We start from the raw sequence: 17,142 nt of genomic DNA, 5'->3' as shown, positions 1-17,142 counted from the left end.
AAAGTACCTTCGTTGATTTACCTCAAACCTGTTGTGAGTTAAGTTAATGAAGCTGTAACCACGCTGTTTGCTGAGCTTGACTCCGGGCAGTGTGGCTATTTTTTTATCAGAAAGGGATCGAGTATGAATATTGAAGAACTGGACTATCAAGAGGAAGCTGCTCAAAATCACATTGTCTTGTTCCAACCTCAGATTCCACAAAATACGGGAAATATTGCACGAACTTGTGCGGCGACCAATTCTCCCTTGCATATCATTCGCCCCATGGCTTTTCCGATTGACGATCGCAAGATGAAGCGGGCTGGACTCGATTACTGGGACAAGCTGGATGTCCGATTTTACGATAGCCTAGAAGAGTTTATGGAGGCGGCAAGTGATGGGCAGGTGCACTTGGTGTCCAAGTTTGCCAATCAGACCTATTCAGATGTTTCCTATCAGGATGGAAAGTCCCACTATTTTTTATTTGGCCGTGAAGATAAAGGTTTGCCAGAAGACTTTATGCGTCAGCACGAAGAAAAGGTTATTCGCATTCCGATGAATGACAAGCATGTGCGAAGTTTAAATGTTTCTAATACCGTTTGTATGATCATCTACGAAGCACTTCGTCAGCAAGGATTCAAAGGACTTGAGTTAACTCACCAGTATGAGCAAGATAAGCTCAAATAACCAAAGAAAATAAAAAATCCGAATGGTGTAATCTATGACATTACAAAAACTTGCCTTGGCAAGTTTTTTTTGTTATCATAAAAGGGTCTTCAGGGCAGGGTGTAATTCCCGACCGGCGGTGACTTTAACTTGGAAAGTGTTTTTTCCTCACACTTAAAGAAGTCCGCGAGCATAAGCTGATGTGGTGAGACTCCACAACCGACAGTATAGTCTGGATGGGAGAAGACGAGAGACGAATAGACTAAAAGCTATTCTGATCTGTTTAGAGCTGACGCAATGAGACAGGAACCTTTGGGTCTAGGGACTTACTTGAGGGATTTGTCAATGGAGAGCAGCTAAAGTGACTAGATTGTTTTCTAGTTTAAGCTTTGTTTAAATAGTTTAGAATAGAATGATGGGGTAGACGTCTTTCCAGCTTCTCTGATTTTTTAAAAATTGGAGGAACCTGTTATGACAAATACACGTAAACTGACCCTTGTGGCTGTTTTATCCGCTTTATCTTTTATTTTGATGTTCTATCAATTTTCTTTCGTGATAGATTTCTTCAAAATTGATTTAAGTATCATCGCCATCTTATTGGCTTTGGTCTTGTTGGATTTCAAAAGTGCCATTTGGGTGACCTTGATCCGATCTGTTCTTAAATTAGCTCTTAATAATAAGGGACTTGAAACCTTGATCGGGTTACCTATCAATATCATTGCAGTCCTAGTTTTTGTCCTTGCTTTTGCATGGATTTGGAACAAAAAACGGACCAATGGTCGATTTGTCCTGGCAACGATTGTCGGTACGATCAGCTTGAGTATCACGATGGTATTGGTGAACTATGTCTATGCAATCCCTTTGTATGCTCGTTTTATGAACTATGATATTTCGAAAACACTAGGGCTTGTTCACTATTTAGCTGCAATGGTTGCACCGTTTAACCTGATCGAAGGAGTGATTTGGGCCATAGCATTTTGGTTGATCTACACTCTTTTGCAACCGATTTTGAAAAGATATGAAAAATAAACAACAACATTGGGCGAAGGCAAGCTTCGCCCTTCTCATTTTTGTCATTCTAGGGTATGTGATTCGTTTCTACCCGCAACAATTAACTGGCTTTGATAGCAGCATTCAATCTGCTATTCGGGGAGACCTGCCTGCAACACTGACAGCCTTCTTTACCAAGGTGACCCATGTCATGGACACAAAGGTTATTGTGATCTGGGTCGGTCTGCTTCTAGCTGTTTTTGCTTATAAGAGATGGTACAGTGAGTCCCTCTTTCTTGGGAGCAATCTGGTTTTGACAGGCCTTTTGGTTTTGCTTCTAAAGAATATCTACCAGAGACCGAGACCAGCCCTTCTTCATCTAGTAGAGGAGAAAGGCTTTTCTTTCCCGAGCGGCCACTCACTGGCATCGACTCTTGTTTTGGGAAGCTTAATCATCATTGTTGGCCAGCATGTAAAAAACAAAACAGCTCGCTATTGTCTTCAAGGCTTGCTGGTTCTGGGAATTGTGACCATTGTGGTCTCCCGGATTTATGTAGGTGTTCACTACCCATCAGATGTTCTTGGTAGTATGATCCTTGGTTTTGCTGTCTTGCAGTTTGAATATCCTTTGTATGATCGCTTGCGCTTTCAATGGCGATTTACTGGAAAACAAAAGTAAAATCTTAACGAATTGGAGTTGGACTCGTGTTTTGAGTTCGACTCTTTTTTTGCTATAATGAAGAGTATGAAATCCTATAATACCTTGAATGATTATTATCGAAATTTATTTGGAGAAAAGACCTTTAAAGTCCCTATTGATGCTGGCTTTGATTGTCCCAATCGAGATGGAACAGTCGCCCATGGTGGCTGTACTTTTTGTACGGTCTCGGGTTCCGGAGATGCTATTGTGGCCCCAGAAGCTCCAATTCGGGAACAATTTTACAAAGAAATTGATTTTATGCATCGGAAATGGCCAGATGTGAAGAAATATTTAGTTTATTTTCAAAATTTCACCAATACGCACGATAAGGTCGAGGTCATTCGAGAGCGGTATGAGCAGGCTATCAATGAGCCAGGGGTTGTAGGAATCAACATTGGTACGCGTCCGGATTGTTTGCCTGATGATACCTTAGCCTACTTAGCAGAGTTGACCGAGCGCATGCATGTGACGATTGAGTTAGGTCTTCAGACCACCTATGAAGCGACTTCAGAATTAATCAATCGGGCTCATAGTTATGACCTCTATGTTGAAACAGTCAAGCGTATTCGCAAACAAGTGCCTAAGGCTGAGATCGTCTCCCATTTGATCAATGGCCTTCCTGGGGAGACGCATGAGATGATGGTGGAAAATGTTCGCCGTTGTGTGACTGACAATGAGATTGATGGGATCAAGTTGCACCTCTTGCATTTGATGACCAATACACGCATGCAACGGGACTACCATGAAGGGCGCCTCCAACTCATGAGCCAAGAGGAATATGTCAAGGTTATCTGTGACCAACTAGAGATCATCCCGAGACAGATTGTGATTCATCGGATTACAGGGGATGCGCCACGTGATATGCTAATTGGTCCCATGTGGAGCCTCAACAAATGGGAAGTTTTAAATGCTATTGAAACCGAAATGCGTCGCCGTGGAAGTACCCAAGGATGTAAGCTGGAAGAAAAGGAGAGTGCTGATGTTACGACCGCTTGAAATGGCCCATCAATTTTTAGCAGAAGTGATCACCAAAGAAGATGTGGTGGTGGATGCGACTATGGGAAATGGGCATGATACGGTTTTTTTAGCCAAATTAGCAGGTCAGGTCTATGCCTTTGATATTCAAGAGCAGGCACTTGCAAACACTCAAGAAAAATTGGAGAAGTTGGGGCTTCAACATATCCAGTTGATCTTGGATGGCCACCAGCATGTGGACCAATATGTAGAGACTCTCAAAGCAGCTATTTTCAATCTGGGGTATCTGCCATCTGCGGATAAATCAGTCATCACCCTTCCAGCTACCACTATTGAAGCGATGGAGAAAATCTGTGATCGCCTACAAAAAGGGGGGCGAATGGCTATGATGATCTATTATGGTCATGAAGGGGGAGACATCGAGCGCGATGCGGTGCTGGACTTTGTCGGCCAGCTTCCACAAAAAGAATATACAGCGACCATCTACCGGACACTGAATCAAGTGAATCAGCCACCGTTTTTGGTGATGATCGAAAAATTAGAAAGCTACCGTCATGGATAAAGAATATTTAAAGAACAAAATTGAAGGGATGAGACATCATTTTGTCGAATCAACCATCCACGAGCGAGAAACAGGTTTTTTTGACGAAGCCCATATGACCAAAAAGATGCTAAAAATAAAAAAGAAATTGGTTTCGCTTGAGATGGAACGCTGTCAAAAGAAGATTGAGCACAAGGATGTAACTAAGACTGACCAAAAGATTGCGGAGTTGAAACAGCAATTTGAGACCTGTTGCCAAGAACGTTAGGGAGTAGTGCTATGGAATTACTCCTTTATGCAGTGATCTTTTCGATGATTTTGATCGCTTCAAATGCTACCAACAAGCTTGTGCCGAGTCTTCCTCTGCCCTTGCTCCAAATATTACTGGGGATTGGTTGGGCCCTCTTTATCCCAGAAGAAAATTTTCATCTGGATACTGAGCTCTTTCTGGCTTTGGTCATTGGTCCTCTTTTATTTCGGGAGGCAGAAGAAGCAGATATCACTTCCGTCTTAAAGCACTGGCGTATCATTCTCTATTTGATCTTCCCAGTGATTTTTATCTCAACCATTAGTTTGGGTTGGGCTGCCCATTCCTTGTGGGTAAGTCTTCCTTTAGCAGCCTGTATGGCAGTGGGTGCGGCCCTCGGACCTACAGATTTAGTAGCCTTTGCTTCTCTGTCTGAGCGTTTTACCTTTCCAAAGCGGGTTTCGAATATCTTAAAAGGAGAAGGCTTACTAAATGATGCCTCAGGTCTAGTTGCCTTTCGAGTAGCCTTGGCAGCCCTTGCGACCGGAAGTTTCTCCCTTGGAGAGGCAGGCGTTTCCTTAGGGATCTCCATTATTGGAGGATTTGCGGTAGGAATCTTGACGGCCTTTGTGAATCGATGGTTGCAAAAGTTACTTTTGAGTGTTCGTGCCAGTGATATTGCCAGTGAATTGATATTAGAACTCAGTCTTCCTCTGTTGACTTTTTTCTTAGCGGAGGAACTTCATGTATCTGGGATTATCGCCGTGGTTGTCTCTGGGATCCTCAAAGCCAGTCGGTTTAAGCATATTACCCTTTTGGAAGCACGGGTAGATACCGTCAGTCATACTGTTTGGAATACGGTCAACTTTATCTTAAATGGATCAGTCTTTGTGATCTTGGGAATGGAATTGGAAATGATTGCTAAGCCGATCCTAAGCAGCTCGATTTATAATAATCTTCTCTTGCTTCTTTCGGTCTTTGTGTTGACAGCTTTGCTATTTTTGATTCGCTTTGTCATGGTTTATCTCTTTTACTGGTTTCGAACCCTTCGTCTCAAAAAGTCGGTTCGAAATTATCTAAAAGATGCCTTACTGCTGGCCTTCTCCGGTGTGAAGGGAACGGTTTCAATTGCGACGATTCTTTTGATCCCAACTAAGATCGAAAAAGAATATCCTATCCTGCTCTTTTTAGTGGCAGGAGTTACCCTTGTTAGCTTTATTACAGGATTGATGGTGCTCCCAAAATTGTCAGAAGACAAGGAAGAAACCAATGATTACCTAATGCAGATCGCGATTTTGAATGATGTTGTCATGGAATTAGAAGCAGAGCTAAAGAATAGTAAGCATAAGGGCCCCTTGTATGCAGCGATTGATAACTACCATGGTCGGATTGAAAATTTGATTTTAAGTCAGGAAAACAAGCTCATCCAAAAGGACTGGGAGCAGTTGAAGCTCTTGATTTTGAGTATTGAAAGTGATGGCTTGGAACAGGCTTATGAAGAAGGGATGATTCGAGAGCGTGGCTACCGCGTCTACCAACGCTATCTTCACAATATGGAACAACGTGTCAATCGCAATCTTTCGTCTCGTCTAACCTATTACCTCTTGGTGTCTTTCCGTCTCTTGCGTTTATTAGTTCATGAGATCTTAACTTTTGGGTCTGGCTTGCGAAACTGGTGGACCCGAGAAGACAGCAAGTTAGAGGCCATTGATTATGACCAGATTGCTGCCCTTTATCTGGCCAATACAGAAATCATCATCGAAAGTTTGGAAGACCTCAAGGGTGTTTATCGGAGTAGTTTGATCTCTTTCCTACAAGAATCTCGTCTGAGAGAGACAGCTATTATTACCAGTGGGGCCTTTGTGGAGCGGGTTATTAATCGCGTGAAACCAAATAATATCGATGAAATGTTACGAGGCTATTATTTGGAGCGTAAGATTATTTTTGAATATGAAGCGCAACACCTGATTACCGCCAAGCAAGCGCGCCGTATGCGACAAAATGTCAATGAATTAGAAAGCTATTCCCTAAGAGAAAGTGCCAATACTCTCCCATATGATATGGTCGAGTATGCACGGAATCGATAAAAAGTAAAAGTGCTAAGATGAGAATCTTAGCACTTTTCAGATTGAAGTCAAAGTCATCTTAAAAACTTTCCTTAGGTGAGTACGGACGTCAGCGAACTTCTACGAAGTTCCATGACTAATTATTGAGCCTAAGGTCTCAATAATTCCGAGTGCTAGAAACAACCGTGTTTCTAGCACTTTTCTCACGGCGGAAAGTTTCAGTAGATGATTGAATAATTCTAACGATTAAATTATTTTATTTTTATAGAATTTATTAGATTTGAACAGAAGAACTGTTTGTCTATACTCTCGAAGTACCAAGATGAGAATCTTAGCACTTTTTGCTTTATTCACTTTCTGTTCAGCGTGCGATTTCTGGTTTGACAAAGAGCCGTCCGTCTCCTAGATCGATAAGAGAAACTGGAGCCTGGTAAAACTGGCTGAGAACATCTGGTGTTAGAATTTGATCTTTTGGTCCTTGATCCACAACTTGTCCATCTTTGAGTAGGAGGACATGAGTCATATCTTTGGTGATTTCTTCGGCATGGTGGGTGACGTAGATCATGGTTGGAGCATGATCCAGTTGTTTGATCTGATGAATGTGACGGAGTAGTTTTTCTCTGGCAAAGAGGTCCAGTCCACTCGAGGCTTCATCAAAGATGATCAGATCTGGCTGATCCATGAGGCTTCGTGCAATGAGGACCGTTTGTTTTTCGCCCTGGGAAAGGTCACGGTATTTGCGGCCGATCAAAGAGCTAGCCCCAATCGACGCCAACATTTCTCGTGCCCAGTTCAGTTCTTCCTCCCCATAAGTAGCATATAAAATACTACTCTTGTATTGACCAGTGAGGACAATTTGCTCCGTTAGGAGATGCTCTGGCAATCTTTCTGAAATAAAGGAGCTAACGATTCCAATACGCTTACGTAATTCAGGAATTCCCTCTTTTCCAAAACGAGTCCCAAGGACGGTTATCTGACCGGAGCTAGCCCAGTATTCTGACATCAACAGTTTGAGGAGGGTTGATTTTCCTGCCCCATTTAGGCCTAAAATGGCCCAGCATTCATTTTCTTTTACTTGCCAGTTGAGCTCTTTTAAAAGAGCTTTTCCATTTCGGATCAAATTGACGTCTTGTAGTTCAATCAAATTATTCATAACTTTATCCTTTTGATTAAAATCCCCTCTATTCTATCATAAAATATGGTAGAATAGAAAGCAGGAGGTAAGGAATGTTTCGAAATAGTAAATTGTTATTCTGGACATGTGAGATTTTATTATTGACGGTGATTTTCTATATTTGGAAATCGATGGGCACCTTAATTTCTCCATTTGTATCTGTTCTGAATACTATCCTCTTACCATTTTTAATTGCAGGTTTTTTATACTACATTACCAATCCAGTTGTGGAATTGTTGGAGAAACACCTTAAAATCAAGCGTTTATTTGGGATTTTGATTACCTTGGTGTTCTTATTTGGCATCGTGGGCTTGGGGATTGTTTATCTCCTCCCCATCTTAATCAATCAGTTAACCAGCCTGATCAACTCGACCCAAGGCCTGTATTGGGAAGTCCAAAGTTTAGTTCGAAAACTCTCGACCAACCCTTTGTTCCAGAATGTGAATATCCAATCGACGATTCAGCAGTTGAATCTCTCTTATGTGGATATCCTACAAAATCTCTTGAATAGTGTGACCAACAGTTTAGGAAGTGTGGTTAACACCATTGTCAATACGGTCTTTATTTTGATCATGACCCCCGTCTTCTTGGTTTATTTCTTGATCGATGGGAAGAAGTTATTGCCCATGCTAGAGCGAACCATTTTACGTAATGACAAACTCAACATCTCAACCCTCTTGGTTAGTTTGAATGAAACGGTCTCTCGCTATATAAGTGGTATTTCAATCGATGCCTTGATCATTGGGACACTAGCCTACATTGGCTATAGTTTTATTGGATTGAAGTACGCTTTGGTCTTTGCCATCTTTTCTGGGCTGGCCAACTTGATTCCTTATGTAGGACCAACCATCGGCTTGATTCCAATGATTATCACCTATGCCTTCACAGATATGGATATGATGATCAAAGCAGTCATTTACATGTTGATTATCCAGCAGATCGATGGAAATATTCTTTATCCACGTATTGTTGGAGGCGTCATGAAGGTTCATCCGATTACCATTATGGTTCTTTTGTTGCTCTCTAGCAATATCTATGGGATTATCGGTATGGTCGTCGCCATTCCAGTCTATTCAATAGGAAAAGAAATCGTGAAATTCTTGGCCAATCTATATGATAATCACCGGGCTGCCAAGGAACAAAAGAAAAAAGAAGAATTTGGGATCATCAATAAAACGTAGACTCTAACGCCTATATGGGCCTTGGAGTCTTTTTTGTACATTTTTTTGGGAAAATGCCGATAAATAGTCAACAAGCGCTATGAAATGTGTTAGAATAATAGTAATTTTGAAAGAAAAATATGAAAAAGGTGGGGAAAGATGAGACTCCTTTTATCCAAAAAACAGAGACGCCAATTGCAATTGTTGGAAATCTTGATCAAGGAAAAAAGATGGTTCCACTTAAAAGAACTGGCCAAGCAATTAGATTGTACTGAACGCTCGTTAAAAGAGGATTTGTCTAATCTTCGTAGTACGTTTGATGAATTTTTAATTGAATCGTCGACCAATGGGATCAAAATTAGTTATGAGGATTCGGTTGGGCTCGAGGTAATTTACCATCACTTTTTTAAAGAATCACAAGCCTTCGCTTTGATTGAATACCTCTTTTTCAACAAGGATGTATCCAATGAGTATATTTGTAGAAAGTTTGATCTGAGTTATCAATCTTTTTATCGCTTAATTCGGACCATTAATCAAAAACTGCAAACAAAATACAATGTAAAGATCGATTTGAAACCTCTCAATCTAGTTGGAGATGAGATTGATGTTCGTTTCTTTTATGCCCAGTATTTTGCGGAGCGTTATTACTACATGGAGTGGCCTTTCCCTGAATTCAAGGAAAATGCTGTGACCGATTTGATCACCTTCTTCTTCAAGCTCTATGGCTATCCCTTGACCTTCTCTGTTATCAAGTCTTATAAAGTTCTCTTGACGGTTTATCTCTCCCGCATCAAGCAAGGCTATTTTATCGACATGCCGACGAACTTTGATGCCTACAAGGAACAGTATCAAGGGGTGACCAATGTCGAAGAAATGTTGCGCTACTTTAGCTTGCAACTAGGTGTAGAGTTGAATGAAAGAGTGCTGGAGCAGTTCTTCATTATCTTTATTCAGGAGAATTTCTATTTTAGTCCAGAAAGCTTGATCGAAGCAGCAGAAACAGATCCTTATGCAAAAGAGTCGACAGCTCTCATCAAAGATATGTTCAAAGATCTATGCTATACTTATGATTTAGAGATTGAAAATCTAGATGAGATGTTGATGCACGTGCATAATACTTCGCATCTAGGTCGTAAGGAATTGTTCTCGGAGTTTCTCTTATTTGATACGAAGACCAATACCAATGAAGATTTTATGAGCATCTTCCCTGCCTTCTATGATGATTTGAGAGATCATTTGATCACCTATATGAAGACGATGAAGCAAGATCTGAATGAAGAAATTATCAAGCACATGATCTATACAGTTTACACACACTGGGAGCGTCTCTTACCGCAATTATTGCGCCGTCGGAAATCGATTAAGGTCTTGATTATCAGTCGTTTTGATGACCACCATGCTAAATCCATGATTGACTTCCTTGATTTCTATTGTACGGATAACTTTGAATTCACACAGATGATCAAGTACAATCTAACAGTGGACGATATCGAAGCTTCGGATGCTGATGTTGTGGTAGCCAACTTTATGATGCCAGAATTAAAGAGAAAACCATTTATCTGTACAAGTAGCCTCTCGTCCCTTGAGTTAGTAGAAAAACTCAACGCTTTCTTTTATGATTTTACCAGTGCAGAACACTAAAATCAGGACTCGTTCCTGATTTTTTGATAGGAAAAAAAGAAAATCAGATAGATGAATGCAGGCTCTCATATTTTGTGGTATAATAAACAATATTATATACTGGAGGATTGTATCCATGGAAGACCCTGGTAGTCAGGAAATTTTACTGGAATTTATTTTATTGATTGTTTTGACATTATTGAACGCCTTTTTCTCGGCGACCGAAATGTCAATGGTATCGTTGAATCGTACTCGAGTGGTACAAAAGGCTGCAGAAGGAGATAAAAAATACATTCGCCTTCTCAGTGTATTGGAACAACCCAACCATTTCTTGTCTACGATTCAGGTAGGGATCACCTTGATCACGATCTTATCTGGGGCGAGTCTTGCAGATAGTCTTGGTCATGTGATTGCTGGTTGGATGGGCAATACAAAAACAGCACTTGCAGCTGGAAGCTTTTTATCTCTTGCATTTTTGACCTATATTTCAATCGTCTTTGGGGAATTATACCCAAAACGAATCGCTATGAACTTGAAAGATGAGTTGGCAGTTCGAACAGCTCCGATTGTCATTTTATTAGGAAAAATTGTCAGTCCCTTTGTTTGGTTGCTTTCAGCATCGACCAACCTCTTGAGCCGCATCACGCCAATGGAATTCGATGATCCGGATGAAAAGATGACGCGGGATGAAATCGAGTATATGCTGACCAATAGTGAGGCTACACTGGATGCAGATGAGATTGAGATGCTCCAAGGGATCTTTTCGCTGGATGAACTGATGGCGCGTGAACTCATGGTCCCACGAACAGATGCCTTCATGGTTGATATCAATGATGATACCAAAGAAATCATTGAAAGTATCCTTAAGCAAAACTTTTCACGGATTCCTGTCTATGATGATGACAAGGACAATGTCATTGGGCTTATTCACACCAAACGTCTCTTGAACGAAGGATTTATCAATGGCTTTGATAATATTGTCTTAAGAAAGATTTTACAAGAACCTTTGTTTGTTCCAGAGACCATTTTTGTGGATGATCTTTTGAAGGAATTGCGCAATACCCAAAATCAAATGGCTATTCTGCTGGATGAATACGGTGGAATGGCTGGATTGGTGACCCTTGAAGACCTCTTGGAAGAGATCGTTGGGGAAATTGACGATGAGACTGACAAAGCAGAAATTGATGTCTTTGAAATTGGAGACAATACCTATGTCGTACAAGGCGCCATGACACTAAATGCTTTTAATGAATACTTTGGTGTTGAGTTGGAAAGTGATGATGTGGATACCATTGCAGGGTATTATTTGACTGAAGTTGGGCGGATTCCATCCTTAAAAGAACGTCTCAGCTGCGAAGTCGTTAGTCAGAAAAAACACTTGATCTTGACCAATGATAAGGTTAAGAGTGGTCGCGTAACGAAGGTAAAAGTCGAAGTCAGTGACCTTGTCGAGGAAGACGAAGAAACAAAATCAAAAGAAGACTAGAAAATAGAGGTTTGGCTGAGTGCCAGCCTCTTTTTTCATGGAAACAAGTAAAAATTTTCAAAAAATTTTAAAAATTTCTGAAATAGCCTTGACAGCCAAAAAAAATTACGGTAAGATAATACCCATAAATAAAGAAAGCAGAAATATAAACATGAAGCAACTAACCAATTCAACTCAAAAATTTTACTTTAGCTACTTTAGATAGTGTTTGTAGACATGATCTCATGGATGCAAACAACCCAAGCAATTTGTTTGTATCTATGTGGCTAAGATTTTTGATGATGGTCCATAGAGCTAGTATCTAAATGGACCAAGGTTTTTGTATCTTGTTGGAGAATTTCAAGCATCCGTTTAGAGAATGATCTAAGCGGATTTTTTATTTATTTTTGCAGTGAAGGAGTTTGAAATGAAAGTAGTCAAAAAATTACTAGCACCTGTCCTAGTTGTAGGACTTCTGTTAACATCATTGGTGACCTTGCACCATCTAAAGGATGCTAAAAAAGAGAATGTGTATCGGATTGGGATTTCCCAGTACATCACTCACAAATCCCTCGATGCAACTCGAAAAGGCTTTATCGAGGAGTTGAAGAAAGAAGGTTATGTGGATGGAAAAAATATTCAGATTGATTTTCAAAATGCTCAAGGGGAGCAGCGAAATCTGAAAAATATTTCCAAACAATTGGCGGAAGAAAGTGATCTCGTCTTTGCGATTGCAACACCATCTGCTCAAAGTTTGGCCAATACTACGAACACAACGCCGGTTGTCTTCTCAGCTGTGACCGATCCATTAGCAGCCAAGTTGGTGAAGAACTTGAAGGAACCAGGGGGCAATATCACTGGGACAAGTGACCAGTCAGAAGATGCGATCGCTACACAGGTGGACTTGATCAAACAAGTGCTTCCAACAGCGAAAACAGTCGGAATTCTTTATACACAAAGCGAGCCCAATTCAGTTGTCCAAAAAGACAATGCGAAGAAGATCCTAGAAGCCAAAGGTTATCAAGTGGTTGAAAAAACAATTCTTGATAGTAACAATGTGAAAGCAGCAGCAGACAGTATCATGTCAGAAGCAGATATTGTCTTTGTACCAACGGATAACATCATCTCTTCAACAATGGAAACCATTAAACAGGTTTCCCTCAGCCACAAGATTCCAGTCTTTGGGGGTTCTACTGAGATGGTGGCTACTGGAGGCTTGTACAACTTTGGTACGGATTATGAAGAATTGGGTAAACAAGCTGCACGGATGGCCATTCGCATCATGAAGGGGAAGAAACCTGAAAAGATCGCAGTTGAAGCGCCTGAAAAATTAGAATTGCACACCAATAAAGAGATGGCCAAAGAGCTAGGAATTGATATCAGTTCATTGAAGGTAGAGAAATAGGAGGTTTGGGATGAATTTCGTTTTATCAAGTTTATCAGAAGGTTTATTGTGGTCGATCATGGCGATCGGTGTTTACTTAACTTTTCGAATTTTAGATATTGCCGATATGACGGCAGAAGGAGCCTTTCCACTTGGAGCAGCGGTTGTGGCTTCACAGATTCAAGCGGGAAGAAATCCCTGGCTGGCGACCTTATTGGCTTTTCTAGCAGGGATGATCGCAGGCTTGATCTCTGGGATTCTTCATACAAAGATGAAAATTCCAGCCCTCTTGACAGGGATTGTCACTTTGACCGGTCTCTACTCTATTAATATCAAAATCATGGGAGGGGTTCCTAACCTTTCTATTGGCGATGCCAGTACGATTTTTAAGAGTGTCATGAAATTAGGTCTGTCTAATGAAGAAGCTGTTTTCTTGATTAGTATTTCCTGCTTGATCATCGTTTGTCTCTTGTTGACCCTCTTGATGAAGACGCAACTTGGCCTGGTCTTGCGATCCACTGGTGATAATATTCCGATGAGTGAGGCTAATGGGGTCAATGTGGATAACATGAAGATGTTGGGCTACATGATTTCGAACGGCTTGATCGCGCTTTGTGGGGCTATGTTTGCTCAAAATGATGGTTTCTCAGATGTCACTTCTGGGACAGGGACGATCGTAGTTGGTTTAAGTGCTGTCATTATAGCAGAAGTCCTGATTCATGAATTAACCATTGGTTGGCGTTTACTTTCAATCGGGGTCGGGGCTATTGTGTACCGTTTGATTATCTTAAATATTTACGAGATTCCAAATCTCGATCAAAATATGGTTCGTCTCTTCAATGCGATCTTGCTCGCAATTGTCTTGTTCGCTCCTGAGGCGCAAAAACGTCTTCGCGTTCGCGGATTGAAGTTAGGAAATTAGTAGGAGAAAAGTATGGCAACATTATTATCAATTGAAGGCATTCATAAGACATTTGAAGCAGGAACGGTCAATGAAAACCATGTCCTCAAAGGCTTGGACCTCCAAGTAGAGGAGGGGGATTTCATTTCGGTTATCGGTGGGAATGGTGCTGGGAAATCAACACTGATGAACATCTTGGCGGGAAATCTAGTCGTAGATGAAGGGGATATCTTGCTAGACGGCAACTCTATCAAAAATACGAGTGTTCGTAAGCGTGCCAAGGATATTGCGCGTGTCTTCCAAGATCCTAAGATGGGGACGGCTTCTCGTTTGACCATTGAAGAAAATATGGCCATTGCCCAACGTCGTGGTCAATCTCGTGGTTTGGGCTGGGGGGTTCGGGAGAAAGACCGTGACTTATTCCGTGAAGCCTTGAAGGAATTGAACATTGGTTTAGAGAACCGTCTCAAGGTGGATACCCAATATTTGTCTGGTGGACAACGTCAAGCTTTGACCCTGGTCATGGCAGCCTTGGTCAAACCGAAACTCTTGCTTCTGGATGAACATACCGCAGCGCTGGATCCTAAAACCAGTGAAATGGTCATGGAATTGACCCAAAAGATCGTGGAAAGCCATGATTTAACAACCTTGATGATTACACATGATATGAACCATGCTATCGAATATGGCAACCGCTTGATCATGCTCTATCAAGGTAAGATCGTTGTCGATGTCAAAGGAGAAGAAAAGAAAAACCTAACGGTTGAAGATTTGATGCACCTCTTCCAAAAGAACAGTGGCGAAACTTTGGTTAGTGATGAATTGGTCTTGGGATAGAAAAAGAGAGTGGGACAGAAATCGGTAATTCGTTAGAATTCGATTTCGTCGTCCCACCTCCGTACAGTTGAGTAGGGCTGTAAAAGCTGATGAAATCAGCGTAGTAGAGCCCACTCAACCACTGCGTCTTGCTCGACAATCCAAAGATAATTGAGAGGCTAGAACTTTTGTCCCAGCCTCTTTTATTTCCTCCGCTCTGCATAGTCGACAAAATGAAACTTGTCTAATTTATGACGGCTTTCGGTGAACTGGAATTGCCACCCATCTGCAAGGAAGACCTGGGAGCGGACCGTTACAACGTGTTGGTCTTTTCCAAGATCTAGTAAGATTTTATCGCGATTATCGATTGGTGAAATCAAGATTTCTTAAGATATTAAAAAAAGAAAACGGCTCTTCGTTTTCTTTTTTTACCATAGAGAATAGGTAAGAGTAACAGCTACTGGAATGGCCTGTACTAATACAATGGGATGAAATTGGAAAACAGTTTATTTTCTAAAAAATCATTAAAATCCTTTTATTCACAAGGAATCGTGATATAATAAAATCATAAAACGTTTTCAGGAGAGAAGGACAAGGCATGGAAAATGAAACAGTTGACTATGGAAAAGTAACAGGAATGGTACACTCTACGGAAAGCTTTGGTGCAGTGGATGGACCAGGGATCCGTTTTATTGTCTTTCTTCAAGGCTGTCAAATGCGGTGCCAGTATTGCCATAATCCAGATACTTGGGCTATGGAAACCAATAAGTCCCGTGAACGGACGGTGGATGATGTTCTAGAAGAAGCCTTGCGGTTTAAAGGCTTCTGGGGAAATAAAGGAGGAATTACAGTCAGTGGAGGAGAAGCTCTGCTTCAAATTGACTTCTTGATTGCCCTCTTTACCAAAGCTCAAGAACTAGGCATCCACTGTACTCTCGATACTTGTGCTCTACCTTTCCGCAATACCCCGCGTTACCTGGAAAAATTTGATAAACTGATGGCAGTGACCGATTTGGTGCTTCTTGATATCAAGGAAATTAACGATGAACGGCACAGATTTGTAACTAGTCAAACCAATAAGAATATTTTGGCCTGTGCCAAGTATTTGTCTGATATTGGCAAGCCCGTTTGGATTCGCCATGTCTTGGTGCCAGGTCTGACAGACCGAGATGATGATTTGATCGAACTTGGAAAATTTGTCAAAACTCTTAAAAATGTTGATAAGTTTGAAATTCTGCCCTATCATACCATGGGTGAGTTCAAGTGGCGAGAATTAGGGATTCCTTATTCTTTAGAAGGAGTGAAACCTCCAACAAAAGAACGGGTTCAAAATGCGAAGGACTTGATGGAAACCGAAAGTTATCAAGATTACTTGAAACGAGTTAAAGGATAAAGAAGTTAAGACAGTTGGTCCTTCCAGCTGTCTTTTTCTAATGAAATGCACAACTATTCCCTTTCTTTAAACGGAAAAACGTGCTAAAATAGAGTGACTATAGAAATGAAAATGAAGAGGTAGAAACATGTCAAAAATTCTTGTTTTTGGTCACCAAAACCCTGACTCAGATGCCATTGGTTCATCTGTAGCTTTTGCTTACCTTGCAAAAGAAGCTTACGGTTTGGATACAGAGGCAGTGGCCCTTGGAACTCCAAATGAAGAAACAGCCTTTGTATTGGATTATTTTGGTGTGGAAGCGCCACGTGTTATCACATCTGCTAAAGCAGAAGGTGCAGAGCAAGTCATCTTAACAGACCACAATGAATTCCAACAATCTGTTTCAGATATCGCTGAAGTAGAAGTTTACGGTGTGGTGGACCACCACCGTGTGGCTAACTTTGAAACTGCAAGCCCACTTTACATGCGTTTGGAACCAGTTGGATCCGCATCATCTATCGTTTACCGCATGTTCAAAGAGCATGGCGTAGCTGTTCCAAAAGAAATCGCAGGTTTGATGCTATCAGGTTTGATTTCAGATACTCTTCTTTTGAAATCTCCAACCACTCATCCATCAGATAAAGTCATTGCTCCTGAATTGGCTGAATTGGCTGGTGTGAACTTGGAAGAATACGGTCTTGCCATGCTCAAGGCTGGTACAAACTTGGCAAGCAAATCTGCTGAAGAATTGATTGATATAGATGCCAAGACCTTTGAACTCAATGGAAACAATGTTCGTGTGGCTCAAGTGAACACAGTTGATATTGCTGAAGTCTTGGAACGCCAAGCTGAAATCGAAGCAGCTATCCAAGCCGCAAATGCGGCTAACGGCTACTCTGACTTTGTCTTGATGATTACAGACATCGTCAACTCAAACTCAGAAATTTTGGCTCTTGGTGCTAATATGGACAAGGTAGAAGCAGCTTTCAACTTCAAACTTGAAAACAACCACGCTTTCCTTCCAGGTGCTGTTTCACGTAAGAAACAAGTGGTACCACAATTGACTGAAAGCTTTAATGCATAATG

Annotated in this window: 16 protein-coding genes, 1 pseudogene and 1 riboswitch; of the genes and pseudogenes, 15 read left to right on the top strand and 2 right to left on the bottom strand. The window is 41.2% G+C overall.

Annotated elements, in window-relative coordinates:
* Nucleotides 1-123: 123 nt before the first annotated feature.
* The 7 genes from QM968_RS04535 (at nucleotide 124) to QM968_RS04505 (ending at nucleotide 6,185) form a co-directional block, all read left to right on the top strand.
* Nucleotides 124-666 (top strand): tRNA (cytidine(34)-2'-O)-methyltransferase, encoded by a 543-nt coding sequence (locus QM968_RS04535; RefSeq protein WP_009731498.1) that lies wholly within the window; start codon nucleotides 124-126, stop codon nucleotides 664-666.
* A gap of 81 nt (nucleotides 667-747) precedes the next feature.
* A riboswitch (FMN riboswitch) is annotated at nucleotides 748-897 on the top strand.
* Between the two features lie 219 nt (nucleotides 898-1,116).
* Nucleotides 1,117-1,674, top strand: coding sequence for an ECF transporter S component (locus QM968_RS04530; RefSeq protein WP_414382587.1), 558 nt, complete (start codon nucleotides 1,117-1,119; stop codon nucleotides 1,672-1,674).
* A complete protein-coding gene (locus QM968_RS04525) occupies nucleotides 1,664-2,314 on the top strand; it encodes a phosphatase PAP2 family protein (protein ID WP_414382586.1) in 651 nt (216 codons plus the stop codon). Before QM968_RS04530 ends, QM968_RS04525 begins: the two co-directional genes overlap by 11 nt.
* Before the next feature lie 57 nt (nucleotides 2,315-2,371).
* Entirely contained in the window at nucleotides 2,372-3,331 is a 960-nt protein-coding gene (locus QM968_RS04520) for a TIGR01212 family radical SAM protein (protein WP_414382584.1), read from the top strand.
* A complete protein-coding gene (locus QM968_RS04515) occupies nucleotides 3,315-3,872 on the top strand; it encodes a class I SAM-dependent methyltransferase (RefSeq protein WP_414382581.1) in 558 nt (185 codons plus the stop codon). The genes QM968_RS04520 and QM968_RS04515 overlap by 17 nt, the downstream gene beginning before the upstream one ends.
* Nucleotides 3,865-4,119 carry a hypothetical protein gene (locus tag QM968_RS04510; RefSeq protein ID WP_003008329.1) on the top strand — a complete coding sequence of 85 codons (255 nt, stop codon included), beginning with the start codon at nucleotides 3,865-3,867 and terminating at the stop codon, nucleotides 4,117-4,119. Before QM968_RS04515 ends, QM968_RS04510 begins: the two co-directional genes overlap by 8 nt.
* An 11-nt stretch (nucleotides 4,120-4,130) precedes the next feature.
* The gene (locus QM968_RS04505) at nucleotides 4,131-6,185 is read left to right on the top strand and encodes a cation:proton antiporter (RefSeq protein ID WP_414382579.1); all 2,055 of its coding nucleotides are present in this window, start codon (nucleotides 4,131-4,133) and stop codon (nucleotides 6,183-6,185) included.
* Between the two features lie 340 nt (nucleotides 6,186-6,525).
* On the opposite strand, the gene QM968_RS04500 is transcribed toward QM968_RS04505, so the two are convergent.
* Nucleotides 6,526-7,317 (bottom strand): ABC transporter ATP-binding protein, encoded by a 792-nt coding sequence (locus QM968_RS04500; RefSeq protein ID WP_414382576.1) that lies wholly within the window; start codon nucleotides 7,315-7,317, stop codon nucleotides 6,526-6,528.
* Nucleotides 7,318-7,391: 74 nt separating this feature from the next.
* On the opposite strand from QM968_RS04500, the gene QM968_RS04495 reads away from it, so the two are divergent.
* The 6 genes from QM968_RS04495 (at nucleotide 7,392) to QM968_RS04470 (ending at nucleotide 14,705) form a co-directional block, all read left to right on the top strand.
* Entirely contained in the window at nucleotides 7,392-8,519 is a 1,128-nt protein-coding gene (locus QM968_RS04495; protein ID WP_414382573.1) for an AI-2E family transporter, read from the top strand.
* A 138-nt stretch (nucleotides 8,520-8,657) separates the two neighbouring features.
* Nucleotides 8,658-10,139, top strand: a complete 1,482-nt coding sequence (locus QM968_RS04490) for a M protein trans-acting positive regulator PRD domain-containing protein (RefSeq protein ID WP_414325930.1) — start codon at nucleotides 8,658-8,660, stop codon at nucleotides 10,137-10,139.
* A gap of 115 nt (nucleotides 10,140-10,254) precedes the next feature.
* Nucleotides 10,255-11,604 (top strand): hemolysin family protein, encoded by a 1,350-nt coding sequence (locus QM968_RS04485; RefSeq protein WP_414382570.1) that lies wholly within the window; start codon nucleotides 10,255-10,257, stop codon nucleotides 11,602-11,604.
* Nucleotides 11,605-12,010: 406 nt separating this feature from the next.
* On the top strand, nucleotides 12,011-12,988 hold the full coding sequence (locus QM968_RS04480) for an ABC transporter substrate-binding protein (RefSeq protein ID WP_414382568.1): 978 nt from the start codon (nucleotides 12,011-12,013) through the stop codon (nucleotides 12,986-12,988).
* Nucleotides 12,989-12,998: 10 nt separating this feature from the next.
* Nucleotides 12,999-13,889: an ABC transporter permease gene (locus tag QM968_RS04475; protein ID WP_414382565.1), complete on the top strand. Its 891-nt coding sequence runs from the start codon at nucleotides 12,999-13,001 to the stop codon at nucleotides 13,887-13,889.
* A gap of 12 nt (nucleotides 13,890-13,901) precedes the next feature.
* Nucleotides 13,902-14,705 (top strand): ABC transporter ATP-binding protein, encoded by an 804-nt coding sequence (locus QM968_RS04470; RefSeq protein ID WP_414382563.1) that lies wholly within the window; start codon nucleotides 13,902-13,904, stop codon nucleotides 14,703-14,705.
* 182 nt (nucleotides 14,706-14,887) lie between these two features.
* Here the strand turns inward: QM968_RS04470 and QM968_RS04465 are convergent.
* A pseudogene (locus tag QM968_RS04465) lies at nucleotides 14,888-15,070 on the bottom strand (UTRA domain-containing protein); the annotation flags it as partial.
* A gap of 212 nt (nucleotides 15,071-15,282) precedes the next feature.
* On the opposite strand from QM968_RS04465, the gene pflA reads away from it, so the two are divergent.
* Complete coding sequence (pflA, locus tag QM968_RS04460; protein WP_414382560.1) at nucleotides 15,283-16,077, top strand: pyruvate formate-lyase-activating protein; 795 nt, start codon at nucleotides 15,283-15,285, stop codon at nucleotides 16,075-16,077.
* Between the two features lie 127 nt (nucleotides 16,078-16,204).
* On the top strand, nucleotides 16,205-17,140 hold the full coding sequence (locus QM968_RS04455) for a manganese-dependent inorganic pyrophosphatase (RefSeq protein ID WP_048689738.1): 936 nt from the start codon (nucleotides 16,205-16,207) through the stop codon (nucleotides 17,138-17,140).
* Nucleotides 17,141-17,142 lie beyond the last annotated feature (2 nt).

This window comes from Streptococcus sp. OMI870, assembly GCF_047460295.1.
GTDB lineage: Bacteria > Bacillota > Bacilli > Lactobacillales > Streptococcaceae > Streptococcus.
This window is presented reverse-complemented; position numbering and strand designations above follow the sequence as displayed.